General features: G+C 56.1%; 20 protein-coding genes. 12 read left to right on the forward strand and 8 right to left on the reverse strand.

Annotated features, from left to right (window positions below):
• Positions 1–29 precede the first annotated feature (29 nt).
• The 4 genes from KO486_RS15670 (at position 30) to KO486_RS15685 (ending at position 5,677) form a co-directional block, all read left to right on the forward strand.
• Positions 30–1,010: a phosphatase PAP2 family protein gene (locus KO486_RS15670; RefSeq protein ID WP_216038207.1), complete on the forward strand. Its 981-nt coding sequence runs from the start codon at positions 30–32 to the stop codon at positions 1,008–1,010.
• An 88-nt stretch (positions 1,011–1,098) separates the two neighbouring features.
• The gene (gene aspS, locus KO486_RS15675; RefSeq protein WP_216038208.1) at positions 1,099–2,952 is read left to right on the forward strand and encodes an aspartate--tRNA ligase; all 1,854 of its coding nucleotides are present in this window, start codon (positions 1,099–1,101) and stop codon (positions 2,950–2,952) included.
• A gap of 124 nt (positions 2,953–3,076) precedes the next feature.
• A complete protein-coding gene (locus KO486_RS15680) occupies positions 3,077–4,456 on the forward strand; it encodes a DUF1800 domain-containing protein (RefSeq protein ID WP_216038209.1) in 1,380 nt (459 codons plus the stop codon).
• 3 nt (positions 4,457–4,459) lie between these two features.
• Positions 4,460–5,677, forward strand: a complete 1,218-nt coding sequence (locus tag KO486_RS15685; protein ID WP_216038210.1) for a DUF1501 domain-containing protein — start codon at positions 4,460–4,462, stop codon at positions 5,675–5,677.
• Between the two features lie 38 nt (positions 5,678–5,715).
• Here the strand turns inward: KO486_RS15685 and KO486_RS16565 are convergent, their stop codons facing one another.
• Entirely contained in the window at positions 5,716–5,838 is a 123-nt protein-coding gene (locus KO486_RS16565; RefSeq protein ID WP_289847974.1) for a hypothetical protein, read from the reverse strand.
• A gap of 110 nt (positions 5,839–5,948) precedes the next feature.
• Here KO486_RS16565 and KO486_RS15690 point away from each other — a divergent pair, with 110 nt between their 5' ends.
• Positions 5,949–6,671, forward strand: a complete 723-nt coding sequence (locus KO486_RS15690; protein WP_216038211.1) for a GNAT family protein — start codon at positions 5,949–5,951, stop codon at positions 6,669–6,671.
• A gap of 1 nt (position 6,672) precedes the next feature.
• Here KO486_RS15690 and KO486_RS15695 read toward each other — a convergent pair whose 3' ends face one another.
• On the reverse strand, positions 6,673–7,389 hold the full coding sequence (locus tag KO486_RS15695) for a response regulator (RefSeq protein WP_216038212.1): 717 nt from the start codon (positions 7,387–7,389) through the stop codon (positions 6,673–6,675).
• A 159-nt stretch (positions 7,390–7,548) separates the two neighbouring features.
• Here KO486_RS15695 and mce point away from each other — a divergent pair, with 159 nt between their 5' ends.
• A complete protein-coding gene (gene mce / locus KO486_RS15700) occupies positions 7,549–7,953 on the forward strand; it encodes a methylmalonyl-CoA epimerase (RefSeq protein WP_216038213.1) in 405 nt (134 codons plus the stop codon).
• Entirely contained in the window at positions 7,953–8,243 is a 291-nt protein-coding gene (locus KO486_RS15705; RefSeq protein ID WP_216038214.1) for a DUF1467 family protein, read from the forward strand. The genes mce and KO486_RS15705 overlap by 1 nt, the downstream gene beginning before the upstream one ends.
• Here KO486_RS15705 and KO486_RS15710 read toward each other — a convergent pair.
• A complete protein-coding gene (locus KO486_RS15710; protein ID WP_216038215.1) occupies positions 8,227–8,937 on the reverse strand; it encodes an EI24 domain-containing protein in 711 nt (236 codons plus the stop codon). The genes KO486_RS15705 and KO486_RS15710 overlap by 17 nt on opposite strands.
• On the reverse strand, positions 8,934–9,512 hold the full coding sequence (locus KO486_RS15715) for a nitroreductase (RefSeq protein WP_216038216.1): 579 nt from the start codon (positions 9,510–9,512) through the stop codon (positions 8,934–8,936). Before KO486_RS15715 ends, KO486_RS15710 begins: the two co-directional genes overlap by 4 nt.
• Positions 9,513–9,818: 306 nt before the next feature.
• On the opposite strand from KO486_RS15715, the gene KO486_RS15720 reads away from it, so the two are divergent.
• The gene (locus tag KO486_RS15720) at positions 9,819–10,577 is read left to right on the forward strand and encodes a hypothetical protein (protein WP_216038217.1); all 759 of its coding nucleotides are present in this window, start codon (positions 9,819–9,821) and stop codon (positions 10,575–10,577) included.
• Here KO486_RS15720 and KO486_RS15725 read toward each other — a convergent pair.
• Positions 10,574–11,674 (reverse strand): class II histone deacetylase, encoded by a 1,101-nt coding sequence (locus KO486_RS15725; protein ID WP_216038218.1) that lies wholly within the window; start codon positions 11,672–11,674, stop codon positions 10,574–10,576. The two genes, KO486_RS15720 and KO486_RS15725, sit on opposite strands and share 4 nt — an antisense overlap.
• Positions 11,671–11,916 carry a hypothetical protein gene (locus KO486_RS15730; RefSeq protein WP_216038219.1) on the reverse strand — a complete coding sequence of 82 codons (246 nt, stop codon included), beginning with the start codon at positions 11,914–11,916 and terminating at the stop codon, positions 11,671–11,673. Before KO486_RS15730 ends, KO486_RS15725 begins: the two co-directional genes overlap by 4 nt.
• Positions 11,917–12,078: 162 nt before the next feature.
• Here KO486_RS15730 and KO486_RS15735 point away from each other — a divergent pair, with 162 nt between their 5' ends.
• Positions 12,079–12,828 carry a M48 family metallopeptidase gene (locus KO486_RS15735; protein ID WP_216038220.1) on the forward strand — a complete coding sequence of 250 codons (750 nt, stop codon included), beginning with the start codon at positions 12,079–12,081 and terminating at the stop codon, positions 12,826–12,828.
• Here KO486_RS15735 and KO486_RS15740 read toward each other — a convergent pair.
• Together KO486_RS15740 and KO486_RS15745 are read right to left on the reverse strand one after the other, a co-directional pair.
• Positions 12,825–13,115, reverse strand: coding sequence for a hypothetical protein (locus KO486_RS15740; protein WP_216038221.1), 291 nt, complete (start codon positions 13,113–13,115; stop codon positions 12,825–12,827). The two genes, KO486_RS15735 and KO486_RS15740, sit on opposite strands and share 4 nt — an antisense overlap.
• Before the next feature lie 180 nt (positions 13,116–13,295).
• On the reverse strand, positions 13,296–13,946 hold the full coding sequence (locus KO486_RS15745; RefSeq protein ID WP_216038222.1) for a hemolysin III family protein: 651 nt from the start codon (positions 13,944–13,946) through the stop codon (positions 13,296–13,298).
• A gap of 124 nt (positions 13,947–14,070) precedes the next feature.
• Between KO486_RS15745 and KO486_RS15750 the strand changes: the two genes are divergently transcribed.
• The 3 genes from KO486_RS15750 (at position 14,071) to KO486_RS15760 (ending at position 15,069) form a co-directional block, all read left to right on the forward strand.
• Positions 14,071–14,421, forward strand: coding sequence for a YigZ family protein (locus tag KO486_RS15750; protein WP_216038377.1), 351 nt, complete (start codon positions 14,071–14,073; stop codon positions 14,419–14,421).
• Positions 14,422–14,778, forward strand: a complete 357-nt coding sequence (locus KO486_RS15755) for a diacylglycerol kinase (RefSeq protein ID WP_216038223.1) — start codon at positions 14,422–14,424, stop codon at positions 14,776–14,778. It begins immediately after the preceding gene.
• An 81-nt stretch (positions 14,779–14,859) separates the two neighbouring features.
• Positions 14,860–15,069 (forward strand): hypothetical protein, encoded by a 210-nt coding sequence (locus KO486_RS15760; RefSeq protein WP_216038224.1) that lies wholly within the window; start codon positions 14,860–14,862, stop codon positions 15,067–15,069.
• Positions 15,070–15,134 lie beyond the last annotated feature (65 nt).

Genomic DNA, 15,134 nt, shown 5'->3' on the forward strand with positions numbered 1-15,134 from the left:
ATGCAGTACAAGAAATCGAAGGCCGGCCCATGAAGACCTATGCCATATTATCAGTTGTGTACTTTTGTGTCGCCGTTGCAGTGGTTTTACTGACGCGCGACAATGGCCTTCTGGCGCTATATTCCGCGTGGCAAAAGGCGTCCAACATCGTTGAAGCCTTCTGGGTCGCCGTTGGATTTTTGATTTGCGGCGGGATTGTCCTGCGGGTGGTGTCAAAAACGGATACCCATTGGACATTCGTAAAGACCGTTTTAGTGGCCTTTGGCGGGACGATATTCTTACAAGCGGGCTTTACGCTGATGAAAACGTCCTTGCCGTTTATCGCCCCGTTTTACGCAGATGTGGCACTGGCTGAATGGGACAAGGCGCTTCATGGCGGCGTTGACCCCTATGTCATCGTGCACGCCCTAGCCGAGCAGCTGCCAATGGATCTATTGATTCCGTTCTATCTGCACGTTTGGGTTTGGCCTGCGATTTGTCTGCCGATCCTTATCGCAGCGTTTGATCGCGACAAGGACCGCGTTGCGCGCACATTGATCCTTTACGGGGCGGCTTGGGTGTTGATTGGCAATGTGATGGCTTTGGCGGGGATGTCTGCAGGGCCGGTGTTCTATGACCGGATCTATGAAACAGACCGCTTTGCCGAACTCACGGCGGCCATCGCGCAAACACCCCAGATCCGCGACTATTTTGGCCCTATTCAGGATTTCTTGTGGTCGGCCTACACGACGCAGGACCAATCCATCGGCTTTGGCATTTCGGCTTTTCCAAGCGTGCATTTGTCCATGGCGATGGTCACGGCGGTTTACCTTTGGGATCGTTCGCGTCTGTTGGGGCTCATCGGTGTGGGCTTTGTGGCCGTGATCCTGTTTCTGTCGGTCTATTCGGGGTATCACTACGCGTTGGACGGCTATGTCTCTATTGCGGTGATCGGCGGACTTTGGGTGTTTCTGCGTCGCCGCGCCGCTGCGCCTCGCCAAATAATGGACCAAGCTGCACAACTTGCGTGACAGATACGCTAAATGGGGGCTGTTGGACTTGACTTTGATCGCGTGGCGCGGTTGATCAGCCCGAACCGTATTTAGCAGGAATTGACCCATGCACGCCTATCGCAGCCACACTTGCGCCGATCTCACCAAAGCAAATGTAGGCGATACTGTTCGCCTGTCCGGTTGGGTGCATCGCGTTCGCGATCACGGCGGCGTTTTGTTTATTGACCTGCGCGACCATTATGGCGTGACGCAGGTCATCGCCGACACAGACAGCCCAGTATTCGCTGAACTGGAAAAAGTGCGTTCTGAATGGTGTATCCGCATTGATGGTAACGTTCTGGCCCGCGACGAAAGTCTGGTGAACCCGAACTTGCCGACAGGCGAGATCGAAGTGTTCGTACGTGACATCGAAGTGCTGGGCGCGTCTGAGGAACTACCTTTGATGGTGTTTGGCGATCAGGAATACCCTGAAGAGACGCGCCTGAAGTATCGCTACCTCGATTTGCGTCGCGAAAAGATGCAAGACAACATGAAGCTGCGTTCAGACGTTGTGGCGTCCATGCGCAAACGCATGTGGGATGGTGGTTTCCGCGAATTCCAGACTCCAATCATCACGGCCTCCAGCCCTGAAGGCGCGCGTGACTTCCTTGTGCCGTCACGTTTGCACCCTGGTAAGTTCTACGCGCTTCCACAGGCGCCGCAGCAGTTCAAGCAGCTGATTATGGTGTCTGGTTACGACAAGTATTTCCAGATTGCGCCGTGCTTCCGCGACGAAGACCCGCGCGCTGACCGCTCACCAACTGACTTCTACCAGCTCGACCTTGAGATGTCCTTTGTTGAGCAGCAGGACGTGTTCGACACGATCCAGCCAGTGATCACGGGCATCTTTGAAGAATTCGGCAAAGGCCGCAAAGTTGACCAGACGTGGGAACAGATCTCTTACCGCGACGCCGCTCTTTGGTACGGTTCTGACAAGCCCGACTTGCGCAACCCGATCAAGATGCAGGTTGTGTCTGAGCACTTCAAAGGCTCCGGTTTTGCGATCTTCGCCAAACTGCTTGAAAATGAAGGCACCGAAGTGCGCGCTATTCCAGCGCCGACAGGCGGCAGCCGTAAGTTCTGTGACCGTATGAATGCCTTCGCACAAAAAGAAGGTTTGCCCGGCATGGGCTACATCTTCTGGCGCAAGGAAAGCGCCGACAGCATCGCGCAGGCGCGCGGCATCACCGTCAAAGAAGTGAACGCACTGATCAAATCCGGTGAGATCACTCTGGGCGAAGAAGCCGCAGGTCCACTGGCAAAGAACATCGGACCAGAGCGCACAGAAGCGATCCGCCAACAGCTGGGCCTGAACGTCGGCGATGCTGCGTTCTTCCTTGGCGGCAAGCCGAAAGCGTTTGAAACCGTTGCTGGCAAGGCGCGTCAGGTTATCGGCGATGAGTTGGGCCTGACTGACACGAACCGTTTTGCGTTTGCTTGGATCGTTGATTTCCCAATCTACGAACGCGACGAAGAAACCGGTAAGATCGACTTTGAACACAACCCGTTCTCTATGCCACAAGGCGGGATGGCGGCGCTTGAAGGCAATCCAGAGGACGTTCTGGGCTACCAATATGACCTGGCGTGTAACGGCTATGAGCTGGTGTCCGGCGCGATCCGGAACCACCGCCCAGAAATCATGTTCAAGGCATTCGAAATTGCGGGTTACGGCAAAGACGAAGTCGAAAAACGTTTTGGCGGTATGGTTAACGCGTTCCAATATGGTGCCCCGCCACACGGTGGTTGTGCCGCCGGTGTGGACCGTATCGTGATGTTGCTGGCAGATGCCGACAACCTGCGCGATGTGATCATGTTCCCAATGAACCAACGTGCCGAAGATTTGATGATGGACGCGCCAAGCGATCCGACAAACGAACAATTGCGCGAATTGGGTCTTCGGGTTTTACCACCAGAAGCATAAGATTTTACGAAATTATAAGAGATGGGCGGGGCAATTCCCCGCCCATTTTCTTTTGAAACGCCTGTTTTGGCTTGTTTGTCTCTCGATATGGCCCACATAAGGTCTATGAAACCGGAGCAATCACGTGTCATTTGATCCAACCCTTGCTGCAATCCGTTTCGGTGTAGGCTTGTCGCCAAACATCGCGCCGCCTTCGTCTGTTGACGCAATGATGGACCGATTGCGCGGGCCTGATCAGATTGGGTCCCGGATCGAAATCCCGACCAGTTCAGCTGTTTACCCCTCTGCAAATGACCACCGTCTTGCTTCTATTGCTCTGAACGAGGTGCGCGGGACAGACGGTGAGGCCGCCGCCGAAGAGCATCGTTTGACGATGCGCGCAGCAGGGCGCGAGGCCGTCGGGACATATTTGCGGGCTGAGCTGGCACGCGCGGCACATACCACTGACGGGTTTCGTGAACGGCTTGCTCGGTTTTGGGGCGATCATTTCACAGTTCGAGCGTCCAACGCGATCAGCCGTAATTTGATCTCGCCCTATGTCGAGACAGTGATCCGTCCCCATCTGGCGGGCAATTTTGCGAACATGCTTGTGGCTGCCGTGAGCAGCCCGATGATGATCCTGTATCTGGACCAACACCGATCAATGGGCCCGAACAGCCGTGCGGCGCAATCGAACGGACTTGGGTTGAACGAAAACCTCGCGCGGGAAATTCTGGAGCTACATACCCTCGGTGTGGGCGGGCGCTATTCACAAAACGATGTGCGAGAGTTTGCCGAGCTTTTGACTGGATTGACCGCATCCGCCCGCCGAGGTGCCTACTATCGCTCACAAATGGCAGAGCCCGGCAGCGAAACGGTTTTGGGTATCACTTACGGTGGCCGCGAAGAATCCATGGCTCATGTCGTCGAAGCCCTGCGGGATTTGGCGGTGCATCCAGACACCGCGCGTCACTTGGCCCGCAAGTTGGCGGTGCATTTCATTGCACCAGAACCAGACGTCACCATGATCGACGAGATGGCTGCCGCCTATCTGGCAGCGGACGGCGGGTTGACGGCTTTGTATGACGTGATGTTGCGTTCGGACGCGGCGTGGGGTCCACAGTTGGAAAAAGTCAAAAAACCGTTCGATTTTATCAGCTCTGCCGTTCGCGCATTGGGGGTCCCCTTGGAGGTGATTCAAGGCGCAACGTTGCAGCAAACCCGCCGATTGATCCAACGTCCTTTGTCGGTCATGGGGCAGGACTGGCAGAGCCCTGTCGGCCCTGACGGCTGGCCCGAAGAAGAAGACAACTGGATCACGCCGCAAGGGATGGCTGGGCGGATCACTTGGTCAATGCAAGCGCCCCGAGACATGTTGCAGGACTTACCTGACCCGCGCGCGTTCGTGTTTGATGCCTTGGGGCCAACGCCGCCTGACGAGGTGGTTTTCGCTGCCGGAGCTGCCGAAACCGTATCCGATGGCGTCGGCATCGTTCTCGCCTCTGCCGCGTTTCAAAGGAGATAGAGGATGGATCGCAGAAATTTCCTGATTGGTGGAACGGCGTTGGGCTGTTCGGCTGCGGCCTCTCCGTTTGTGACACCCGTTGCCATGGCGGCAGCGCCTTGGGATACCCGTTTGGTCGTGGTGATCTTGCGCGGGGCAATGGATGGTTTGGATGTCATCCAACCCTACGGTGATCCTGCGTTGGCCGGATTGCGGCCTAGCCTCCTCACCGGTGAAGCTGGAGATGCAATTGATTTAGATGGGTTTTACGCGCTTAATCCGCTTTTCTCGTCGTTGATGCCATTGTGGCGGGCTGGGCAGTTTGGCGCGGCACATGCAGTGTCTACACCATATCGCGACAAGCGCAGTCACTTTGATGGACAAGACATTTTAGAGGCCGGTATCCCTGATCTGGACAACGGTGGTCTGCGCGATGGTTGGTTAAATCGGATGCTGCAGGTGGTTCCGGGGCTCGAGGCCGAGGTCGCCTTTGCGATTGGCCGCGAACAGATGTTGGTATTGTCAGGTCAGGCGCCTGCGTCGCGTTGGTCGCCCGATGCACGTTTGCAGATTTCTCCGAATGCCCGTGCATTGTTGAATGTGGTGCATCACGATGATCCGCTGTTCCGTGAGGCCTCAGAGGACGCAATTGAGATCGCAGAGCAGATTTCACTGCAAGGCGAGCTTGCGGAAGAAACCGAAATGATGATGGCGAACAGCCCGATGATGGAGGCTGTGCAAGGGTCTGGCGAACACATAGAAATCGCTGAATTTGCGGCGTCACGCCTTCGCGGTGACACCCGTATTGCGTCGTTTTCGATCAATGGTTGGGACACCCATGCGCGGCAACGGAACACCATGCGTCGCGGTGCGGCGGCTTTGACGGATACGATTCTGACATTACAGGCGGGCTTGGGGCCGGTCTGGGACAAGACTGCGGTGCTGTGTCTGACAGAATTCGGGCGTACGGCACATGAGAACGGCAGTTCGGGCACGGACCATGGCACGGGCGGCGCAATGTTGTTTGCGGGCGGCGCGTTGCGTGGCGGACAGGTCTTGGGACAATGGCCGGGCTTGGGAGAGGGTGATTTATACGCAGGGCGCGATCTGTTGCCGACACGAGATGTGCGGGCCTACGCGGCTTGGGTCATGCATGATTTGATGGGGTTGCAGCGTGATGTGCTGGAACAAGCGGTCTTCCCGGGGCTGGAGCTCGGATCGAACCCCGGTCTGGTGCTGTAAAGCGACGTGCTGGGCGTGTTTTTAAGACTGGGGTGAGGTTAGGAGCCAACGGTCGCAATGATCGCGGCGCCAAATAGAACCAGCCCAGCCGTTAGAACCATCCAATCAAGGGTGGCGTTGCCGTCTTCTTCGGTCCAGAATTTCTTAACGAAACGTTCCATGATGTTTTTCCTCTTGCCGCGGGGCTAACCCGTGCCAATGGTATGGCCAGCAATTGGGGCAACTTTTTGCCGGACCTGTGTTCGGTTTGGGTGGATTTGGGGGAATGTTGATGAATAACGAAGCGCGGCCCGTGGGTCCTGTGGTTGATTTTGTTGAGGCGAAACAGGTTGGCGATGTCGTGTTGCATGGGCGTAGTTTGCGATTGGAACCGATAGAACCTGCGCGGCATGGCCCTGCCATTTGGGCCCATATGGTTGGCCATGACCACATTTGGGACTACCTCTATGAAGAGCCGCCCATAGACGAAGCGGGCCTTGTTTCAATCCTTGAGACCGCAAAGGCCAAACCTGATTGGCAAGGCTACGCGATTTGCCTGCCGGATTTGGGCCCTGTCGGATATGCGTTTTACCTCAACATTGTCCCGGGGGTTGGGAGCATTGAGGTCGGCAACATTAACTTCGCACCTGTTTTACAAAGGACGGTCGCTGCAACCGAGGCAATGTTCTTGATGATGCAGGCCGCCTTTGAGGCTGGCTATCGGCGTTATGAGTGGAAATGCAATGCGTTGAATATGCCGTCTCGGCGGGCTGCACAGCGGTTTGGGTTCTCATGGGAAGGCATTTTTCGCCAACATCTGATTGTGAAAGGCCGCAATCGCGACACCGCATGGCTTGCGATCACGGATAGGGATTGGCCGGACCTGCGGGCTGCGTTCGAAGCATGGCTTGCGCCGGAAAATTTTGATATCGCAGGCGCACAACGTCAGGCGTTGCGCGATCTTACGGACCCTTTATTGGTTAACCGCGACCCCGCTCAAGATCCGTCGGTGTAAATTAGATCGACGCCGTGTTGGAAATACGTTCCTGAACCATTCCAGCTATGCGGGCCACTTGGCTGTGGACGGCGTCGCCTTTGGATTGGAGCGATGCGAGCACATGTGTTTCCCGCTCAAGGTGATCGTCATCGATACTACGTGCTAGCCCGCCCAAAAACTGGGTGAGATAGCGCAGGGTGCGTTGATCGCTTGTGTCCTCAAGGGCGATGGCTGCGGCTGACAGGTCGTCACGCAGCGCAACGACGTCTGGCACAATGATTTCATCCGTCACGGGTCGGATGCCTTTGGGCTGCCGATCGCTCGGCAGGTGTTTGAGGATCGCGGCCTGAAATTCAGCCAGGCTGGCCAGAGGCTTGGCCAAGAACCCGTCTGCGCCCGCTTTGATGGCCTTCGTTTCACCGTCAGGGTCGCCCGACGTGCCTAGAACAACGTCAACGCGCGGGCGAACGCTGGTGAGGTCACGGATCAGGTCAACACCGGATCCATCCGGCAACCCGATGTCAACAATCACGGCTGACGGACGATAAACCGCAAGGTGTTTTTTGGCATGAAACAGGCTGTCAGCCCGTCTAATGCGGGCACCGGAGCGCAGGCACAACAGGCGCATAGCCTCAGACGCGAAACGGCTGTCTTCTACGACAAGCACTGTCAGGCCCAGCAAGGGCCGCGCCGAGGTTGGTGGGCGGGTTTGCATAAAGTCGTCTAGGCTATCCATCGTTGTCCCCTTCGTTAATGTGTTGCGACTCAGTAAACGGCTTCGTCGTGAATCTTTGGTTAACAAAAAAGGTTTCTTCGCCATGCCGCGACAAAGGGGGGCATTGCACCGCCTGCAGGCCTGCTTGATAAGACGCACAACGAATTGGAAGGGTAGACAATGATCGGTCGATTGAATCACGTAGCGATTGCGGTTCCGGATTTGGACGCAGCATGTGCGCAGTATCGCGGTGCTTTGGGCGCCAAGGTAGGGGAACCACAAGATGAACCGGACCACGGTGTCACGGTTGTCTTTATCGAGTTGCCAAACACCAAGATCGAGTTCCTGTATCCTTTGGGTGACAACAGCCCGATTAACGGGTTTCTCGAGAAGAACCCATCCGGCGGCATCCATCACATTTGCTATGAAGTCGATGACATCCTTGCCGCACGCGACAAACTACAAGCTGAAGGTGCACGGGTTCTTGGTACGGGAGATCCAAAAATCGGCGCACATGGCAAACCTGTCCTGTTTCTGCACCCGAAAGATTTCAACGGCTGCTTGATCGAACTGGAAGAAGTCTGATGGGCATTACATCCGCTATCGTCTTGTTTGCGGTCGTCTGGTTCATGACGTTCTTCATCGTGCTGCCGCTTCGGATGACCACGCAAGAAGAAGCGGGTGAAGTCGTTCCGGGCACTCATAAATCCGCTCCTGCGGATGCTCAGGTTGGACGCAAAGCGCGGATCACGACTTATTTCGCAATTCCGATTTGGGCGGCAATCACGGTCATAATATTGTCAGGCTGGATTTCCGTGCGTGATCTGGATTGGTTTGGCCGGATGGATCCAATCGAGGCTACCGCGTCCCAATAGCCCCGTTTCGCGCAGAAATGCGATGATACAAGTGGGTGAACGTCGCGGCACCCAGGATCGGGACAAACAAGTTCAGGAGCGGGATCGTAAGCGGGACCGCCATCAACAGTCCGGCCATCCATATTTCAGCAGTATTCTTACGATACATCGCACGCGCCCCTGCGCGACCTTCTCGGCGCATGGCCGCGATGGTAAAATATTCGCGACCCAGCAGATATCCGTTCAAAGCAAAGAAGATTGGGACTGCTAGAAACGGCACCATCGCGTAGGCGAAAAACGCCAAAAGGTTCGCCCCGACCAACACGCCAAAGAACATAATGGTGTCGCGAACGGCATCCACGAAGGGCACTTTGGGCGCGGGCATCAAAAGTGGGTAGTGTTTTGCCTCAACCGCGTCGGCCACATCCTCGAGGAAAAACGAAGTGATTGCTGATGCGACGGGGATCATTAGGAAGACTGACATCAAAAGGATCAATGCAAGTCCACCCCAGCCCGCTAGATTGCCGATCCAAGTGATTTCCCCAACAAAGGGAAGGACAAAGGGGCCATCCGCGAACGTCTCAATAAGCCAGAGCCAGCCTGCGTAGATGCCGACCAGTAACGCGACCGTCAGACCAAGGCCGAGGAACAACACGCGCTTAAATGCGCTGTCGTTTATTTGCGCGAGCGCTTTGAAAAAGTCGTTAAGGATCACGCGCTAATCCAAGTGGTTTTGGCCGTAAGATCGGGGCGGGGGCGCTCTGGTGGAGCGTTGGTTTCGGTGCCGATATGAATCAAGCCTGCGACACGTTCATGAGGAGCGAGCCCCAAGCCTTCGCGGCAAAAGGTTGCATCATGTGAGGCCCATCCCGATAGCCAGTTTGCCCCCCAGCCAGACGCCAACGCTGCGTTAAGCAAAGACAGGCAGACGGCACCGGCTGAATAGGTTTGTTCGATCTCAGGTACTTTGTCAGAGATCACGGGGCATTCGACCACACCAATCGCGAGGTCCGCATTTGCGTATTGCGCGACGGCTTTGACCAGCTTGTCATCGGGGATGTCTAGGGCGGCGGCACGGTCTGGGATCATTGCCGCGAGCCGGGCAAGCGCAGGTTTTTCCAATACGATAAACCGCCAAGGTTCCAATTTTCCGTGGTCGGGCGTGCGGGCTGCGGCGGTCAGGATGTCACCCAGTTCATCCCGGCTCGGAACCGGCGTCGTCAATGTCTTGGCGGGGCGGGACCGACGGGTCAGCAGAAAGTCTAGGGCGGCTTGATTGCGGGTAGTCATAACGGTGTCCTTTTGTTGTGAAAGACATAAGGGTTCGCGGGGGCGGGTTCCAGTAGAGACCACGCAATGGTTGTTGGGTGAAGCGATGCGTCGGGGTGGCATGGGGCAGTGTTACTTGCAAAGCGCACCACAATCCTAGGGTGTTTGATCGGTGCTGTGGCGCCTTGAACGTTGGATTGCTTTGACCCATTTTGCCGAAGAATTTGAATGTTTTTCTATTCAGGAACAATAAATTAGATGGACCAAGCGCCGATATTCTTGGGGGATGTGATAACTTCACCCAACGCCACCTCCCAACGGCCCCGATTGGCCAGAGAACCGCGTGGTACTGCGCCGCTTTCTTATCGATTGGCGAATGTCATTGTTTTGACTGCGCTGACCGCTGGGCCGATTGTTTGGCTGACACATGATCCGGCGCGGTTCGCCGGCGTCGGGTTAATGTTTGTGTTTCTCTTGTTGATCTGGATGGTTGGTGCGTTGCTATGGTCATGGCGAATTGCTGTGCCCGACGTAGGGCCAAAACCACATAAAATCACGCCGCACTTCTTGCTGAAGAATGACAAACAAGGTTTCATGGAGAGGTTGCGGCTGGACACCAAGACGGCAGTGTTTGATGGCAGCAATATCTTTCACTTTGGTCTCGATAATGACGTATCGGTTTTACCATTGCGTATGGTTGCAAGACAATTGCGATTTGAAGGCTACAGAATTGTATGCTTTTTTGACAATAACATCTTTTATAGATTAGAAGAGAACGGGCTGTTTGCGCAGGGACACGTGCATTCCTTGCATGTGATCATGGACCTGTTTGGACTGGACCGCGATGAAATCTATATTGTCCCCAGTGGCGTACAAGCAGACGGGTATGTACTGAGTTGTCTAAAGCATTTGCCGACCTCGTTTGCTGTGACCAATGATCTGTTTCGCGATTACGCAAGACGCTATCCGAGTGTCATGAAAGGTGATTTGTGGCGCAAGGGCGTTTATATTCAGGGCAACGAGGTGAAGTTGCGCCAGTTCAAGTTTGAAAAGCCAGTGCAGCTGACAGGTGTCGCGGTGCCCTAAAGCGCCGCGACTATGTCATCCAGCACCCCATCGACGAACCGATCAAAGGCAGCGTTGGGTTGGCGCAGCGGGAAGACTTCGGCGAATGGATCGGGCGCGGTGATTGAGCTGCCAGACATTTCTTGGATAACATGGTGACCGCAGAAGGGGACGTAGACCTCCGAATACCCGCCTTCGTGTGCCATCATCAGGCGGCCTTCGCATAACTCCCGTGCGAGCGCCTTCACCTGCTGCGTCATCATTCGGAACGTTTCGGCGGTGGCCAGCATGCGGCCCAAAGGGTCGTTCGCGGCGGCATCATACCCACAGGCAATGACGATCACGTCTGGCCTAAAAGCTTGGATCTGCGGGATCACGATGCGCTCCATCGTGGCAAGGTAGCCGGTGTGCCCAACGCCCGGTGGCAGCGGGATGTTGAGGTTAAACCCAGTGCCCTTACCTGTGCCACGGTCGCTAAGATCGCCTGTGTCCATTGGGTAATTTCGTTCTTGGTGGATCGAAATCGTGAGCACATCAGGGTCGTCATAGAAAATCGCTTCTGTGCCGTTGCCGTGGTGAACGTCCCAGTCCAGCACAACGACCCGTTCCGCCAGCCCTTTTGCGCGGGCGGTCTGAATCGCGATCGCAAGATTAGCTAACAGGCAAAAACCGTTGGGAAAGTCGGGCAAGCAGTGATGACCGGGTGGGCGAGACAGGGCGTATGCGTTCGTAAGGTCTCCTTTCAACACCGCCTCGAGCGCGGCGATGCTGAGGCCTGCCGACAGAGCCGCCAATTCATAGCCACCGGGTCCAAACGGGGTGCGCCGCCCCAGTTCCCCGCCGCCCGCGTCGGATGTTTCTTTGAACGCGTTTAGATAAGACTGCGGGTGCACGCGCAACAGGTCCTCGGTACTGGCCTCATCGGCGCTGCGCAGGTCCAACTCGGACGACAACCCCGTAATGTCCATCAGGTTCTTAAGGCGGCGTTTGCTTTCGGGGCTTTCTGGCAGGCCGCCGCTTGCCATAGGTTGCACTAATCCACCCACGGGCAGAGTGCCTGCATAATTGCCACCGCCATGCCAGAAGGTGCGTTCATCCCAAAAGAAACCAGTTCTCATGTCGGATCCTTTTCCGGCCGTAGCCGATAGGATCCCTCGGGCAGGTCCAAGGCCATGGACAGGTCGCGCAGCTGGGACATCGACAATTGAACCGTGACCGGCATGTCCGTGCGGGGATCTATCTGGGTGACGGTCACGCAGTCCTCAAACCCCGAGATTACCACGTCCTCGCCCAGAGGGGCGCGGCCTTCGTCGATCAGTGTCACCACCGTTGCGTCGAATTCATGTTCGATTGTAAACATTTGACCCCCTTGGTTGAGTTTATCCTGCCTGCCGCGCCTCGGGGTCGTCAAGGGAGTGCTGAATAGCGAAATAGCGCCCACAATCGCGTGAGCGGGCTGGCCCGTGGGCCGTTCCCTGATAGATTGGGCGAAAGATCACGCTGGTGATGCAAGGAATACTCGATGCAAGATTTCAAATTTCGCGTTCTGACGGGGCTGACCTTAGTTGTGTTGGGGCTTGCGGGGTGTGACGCACCGACTTTGCTGCCGAGTGACAAAGTCGCGACGCCATCGCAAGCTTCAGCCCCTGTGGCAGGCCCGACAGTGCAGTTATCAAGGGAACAAAGGGCAATGGCGCGGTCCTTCGTACAGGTCGTTAACCAGCTCGAACCTGTCGCTGAACGGGAATGCCGTCGTCAGACATTCAACTTGAACTGCGATTTCCTAATTGTAGTCGATGATCGCCCGAACCAGCCGGCTAATGCGTTTCAAACCGTCGACGACAATGGCCGCCCGATCATTGCCTTCACACTCGCATTGATCGCCGAGGCGCAAAACGAAGATGAAATTGCCTTTGTCATGGCCCATGAGGCCGCGCATCACATCGAAAACCACCTTGCACAACAGCAGCGCAATGCATCGCTGGTCGCCGTTGTTTTCGGGGAATGGGCCGGAGAAGCGGGCGGTGGTGTTGAGACCGTGCAGACAGCGCAAGAGATTGGCGCAGCCATTGGTGCGCGCAGCTATTCCAAGAACTTCGAGCTGGAGGCAGATCGCCTTGGCACGATTATCGCCGCGCAAGCGGGCTATGACCCCGTGCGCGGCGCGGAGTTCTTCTTCCGGATCCCCGATCCCGGCGATGTGTTCCTAGGGACCCATCCGCCCAATGCAGAGCGTGTTCAAATGGTGCTTCAGACCGCCGCGAGCCTTTAGGCCAACTGGCCGTCTAACCCTTTGGCGAACCGATGCCGTCTGATGATCGCTGTGATCGACATGACGATCCAGAAGGCTTGTATTAGGGCGGAGGCCAAGTTGAAGGAATAGGTGAGCCCGATGAGAACGAAGGTGGCTGCGAACATGTTGATGACAAAGTAAATTTTTGAACTTGATGTCACACGGTGAAACGTCAAAAGCGCATAGTTCATGACGTAAAGGGCGAAGCCGAGAACGCCGACAATATCGAACATTACGGGCGGGATTGAGAGATTAACTGGGGGCATTAAAGTGATCCTGAAATGAAGTGACGGCCGGTTTGATTAGGCGGAAATTGCCTATCGGGCCGTCGGTTCTGAAAATAGTCGAGTGGTATGATCGTTTGAATATGATCACCCTAAGCGACTGCGATTAAACCGTCAGGTCAGAGTTTCCATACTTAGGGGCGTGCGGGCCATTTAGGCGGATCAGGCGCTGGTGACGCCCAAGGCAATAGCCGCAAAGAAACAGATCGACGCCGCCAGCACGAACCCGTGCCACACCGCATTCTGGAATCGCCATTCTTCAAAGCTGAACAGTACGGCACCAATAGAATAAACCAGTCCGCCAACCACGATCAGCACGAGGGTTATTGTTGGAACAACGGCAATCAGCGAGGTCAGGAGGGCGATGCTCATCCAACCGAGCCCAAGGTAAAGCCCTGCGCCAAACCGTCCGGGGCGCGACCAAAAGAACAGTTTAGCAACCGCGCCCAGCGTCGCTAAGCCCCAGACGATCGCTAGCACACCGTAAGCAAAAGCTGACCCGATCATCACGACCAAAGGCGTGTAAGTGCCCGCAATCTTGAAGTAAATCGCGGCGTGATCGATACGCCGCAAGGCATGTCGCGGGGCTTCCCATGGGGTAAAGTGATAGCACGCAGATGCAATGAACGACGCGATAAGCGCCGCACCGTAGATCGACAAACTGGCGATGGTGCCGCCATTCGTTTGGCCTGCGGCCCAAATGACCAACGCAACCGTACCAGCAATCGCGAGACAAACGCCTGCAATGTGCATCACGGCATCTGCAATCCGCTCGCCTTTGGTGAAGGTGGGGTAGGGGTCCTCGTTGCTCATGAAACGAGGATAGAACAGAAACGTTTCAGAAAAATGATGCCGTTACGTCAGTATCACCAACGGGGCGGGGCCCAAGGGCGTGGATGCAATTGTCTTTACCCTCGCTCTGCGCCACGGTGCCCCCATGCAAGTGCTTGAGGGGATTTTCACCGACCGCGGGTCGAAGTATGCGGTGTCGGGTGGACCCTGTGCGTCACCCGCAGAGGCTAAGGCGTTCATCAAGGCGCTGTGTCGCCGCAAGAAATTCGCCAAGGCCACGCACAATACGTGGGCGGTGGTGTTGCCTGATGGTACCCCGTTGAAAAACGACGACGGAGAGGCGGGGGCCGGCATGGTGATCCTGCGGATGCTCGAACGCGAGGGCCGTGTGGGAGAGATCATCGTGGTCACGCGGTGGTTTGGCGGCGTGCATTTGGGCGGAGACCGGTTTCGCCGTGTGCAAGATGCGGTACGGTTTTATTTAGAGGAGAGTTGAATGGGTTTTTTCGAGCGTTTGAAATTGCGTTGCATTTGGTCATGGGCTGGCGTGCGCGACACGTGGGTGTCAGAGCGTTCTTTTCGGCAATGGGTCTGGGCGAACATGGTGTCGGGCGGTTTGGCTTTGTGGCTGGTGGAGGGCGCAGAACTCGCGTTGATCTTGGTATTGGGCGTGCTCGTGCTGGCCGCCGAACTGATGAACACCGCGATTGAAAGAACCGTGGATTTGGTGAGCTTGGAAAAGAGCGAGCTGGCACGTTTGGCCAAGGACGCGAGCAGCGGCGGCGTTGCGGTAACGGCGGGGGCCGTGGGCGTAGCTTGGGTCGTGGCATTGGCGGGATTGATCAGCGGGTGATTGGGTAGGCGGGCCTTACCTTTTGGATACGCTGACGTAGGGTCGGGCTGGCTGTGACGCGTCTTTGGGTGTTTTCCCCTGATGAGAATACCGAAAACCTGTGATGTAACCCTTGTGAAACATGTACCCCACATAGATGGCACTGCGCCAAAAACTGACGCAGACCGCGTCAGCACGGATGATGTGCCAACGCAGGTGTCCAGCGACAGCGTGACAGGCAAGCTCGCTAAATACCTCGACCTTTTGGATACCGAAATGGCCGAGCACTGGGCGCAGAACTCTGCGGTTTAAGCGGATTTGGGTTCGTCGCAATTACTTTGATTTGAAGCGGAGCATTTGGACCACGGGGGTGTAGG

It is taken from the genome of Octadecabacter sp. B2R22, assembly GCF_018861045.1.
Classification (GTDB): Bacteria; Pseudomonadota; Alphaproteobacteria; order Rhodobacterales; family Rhodobacteraceae; genus Octadecabacter.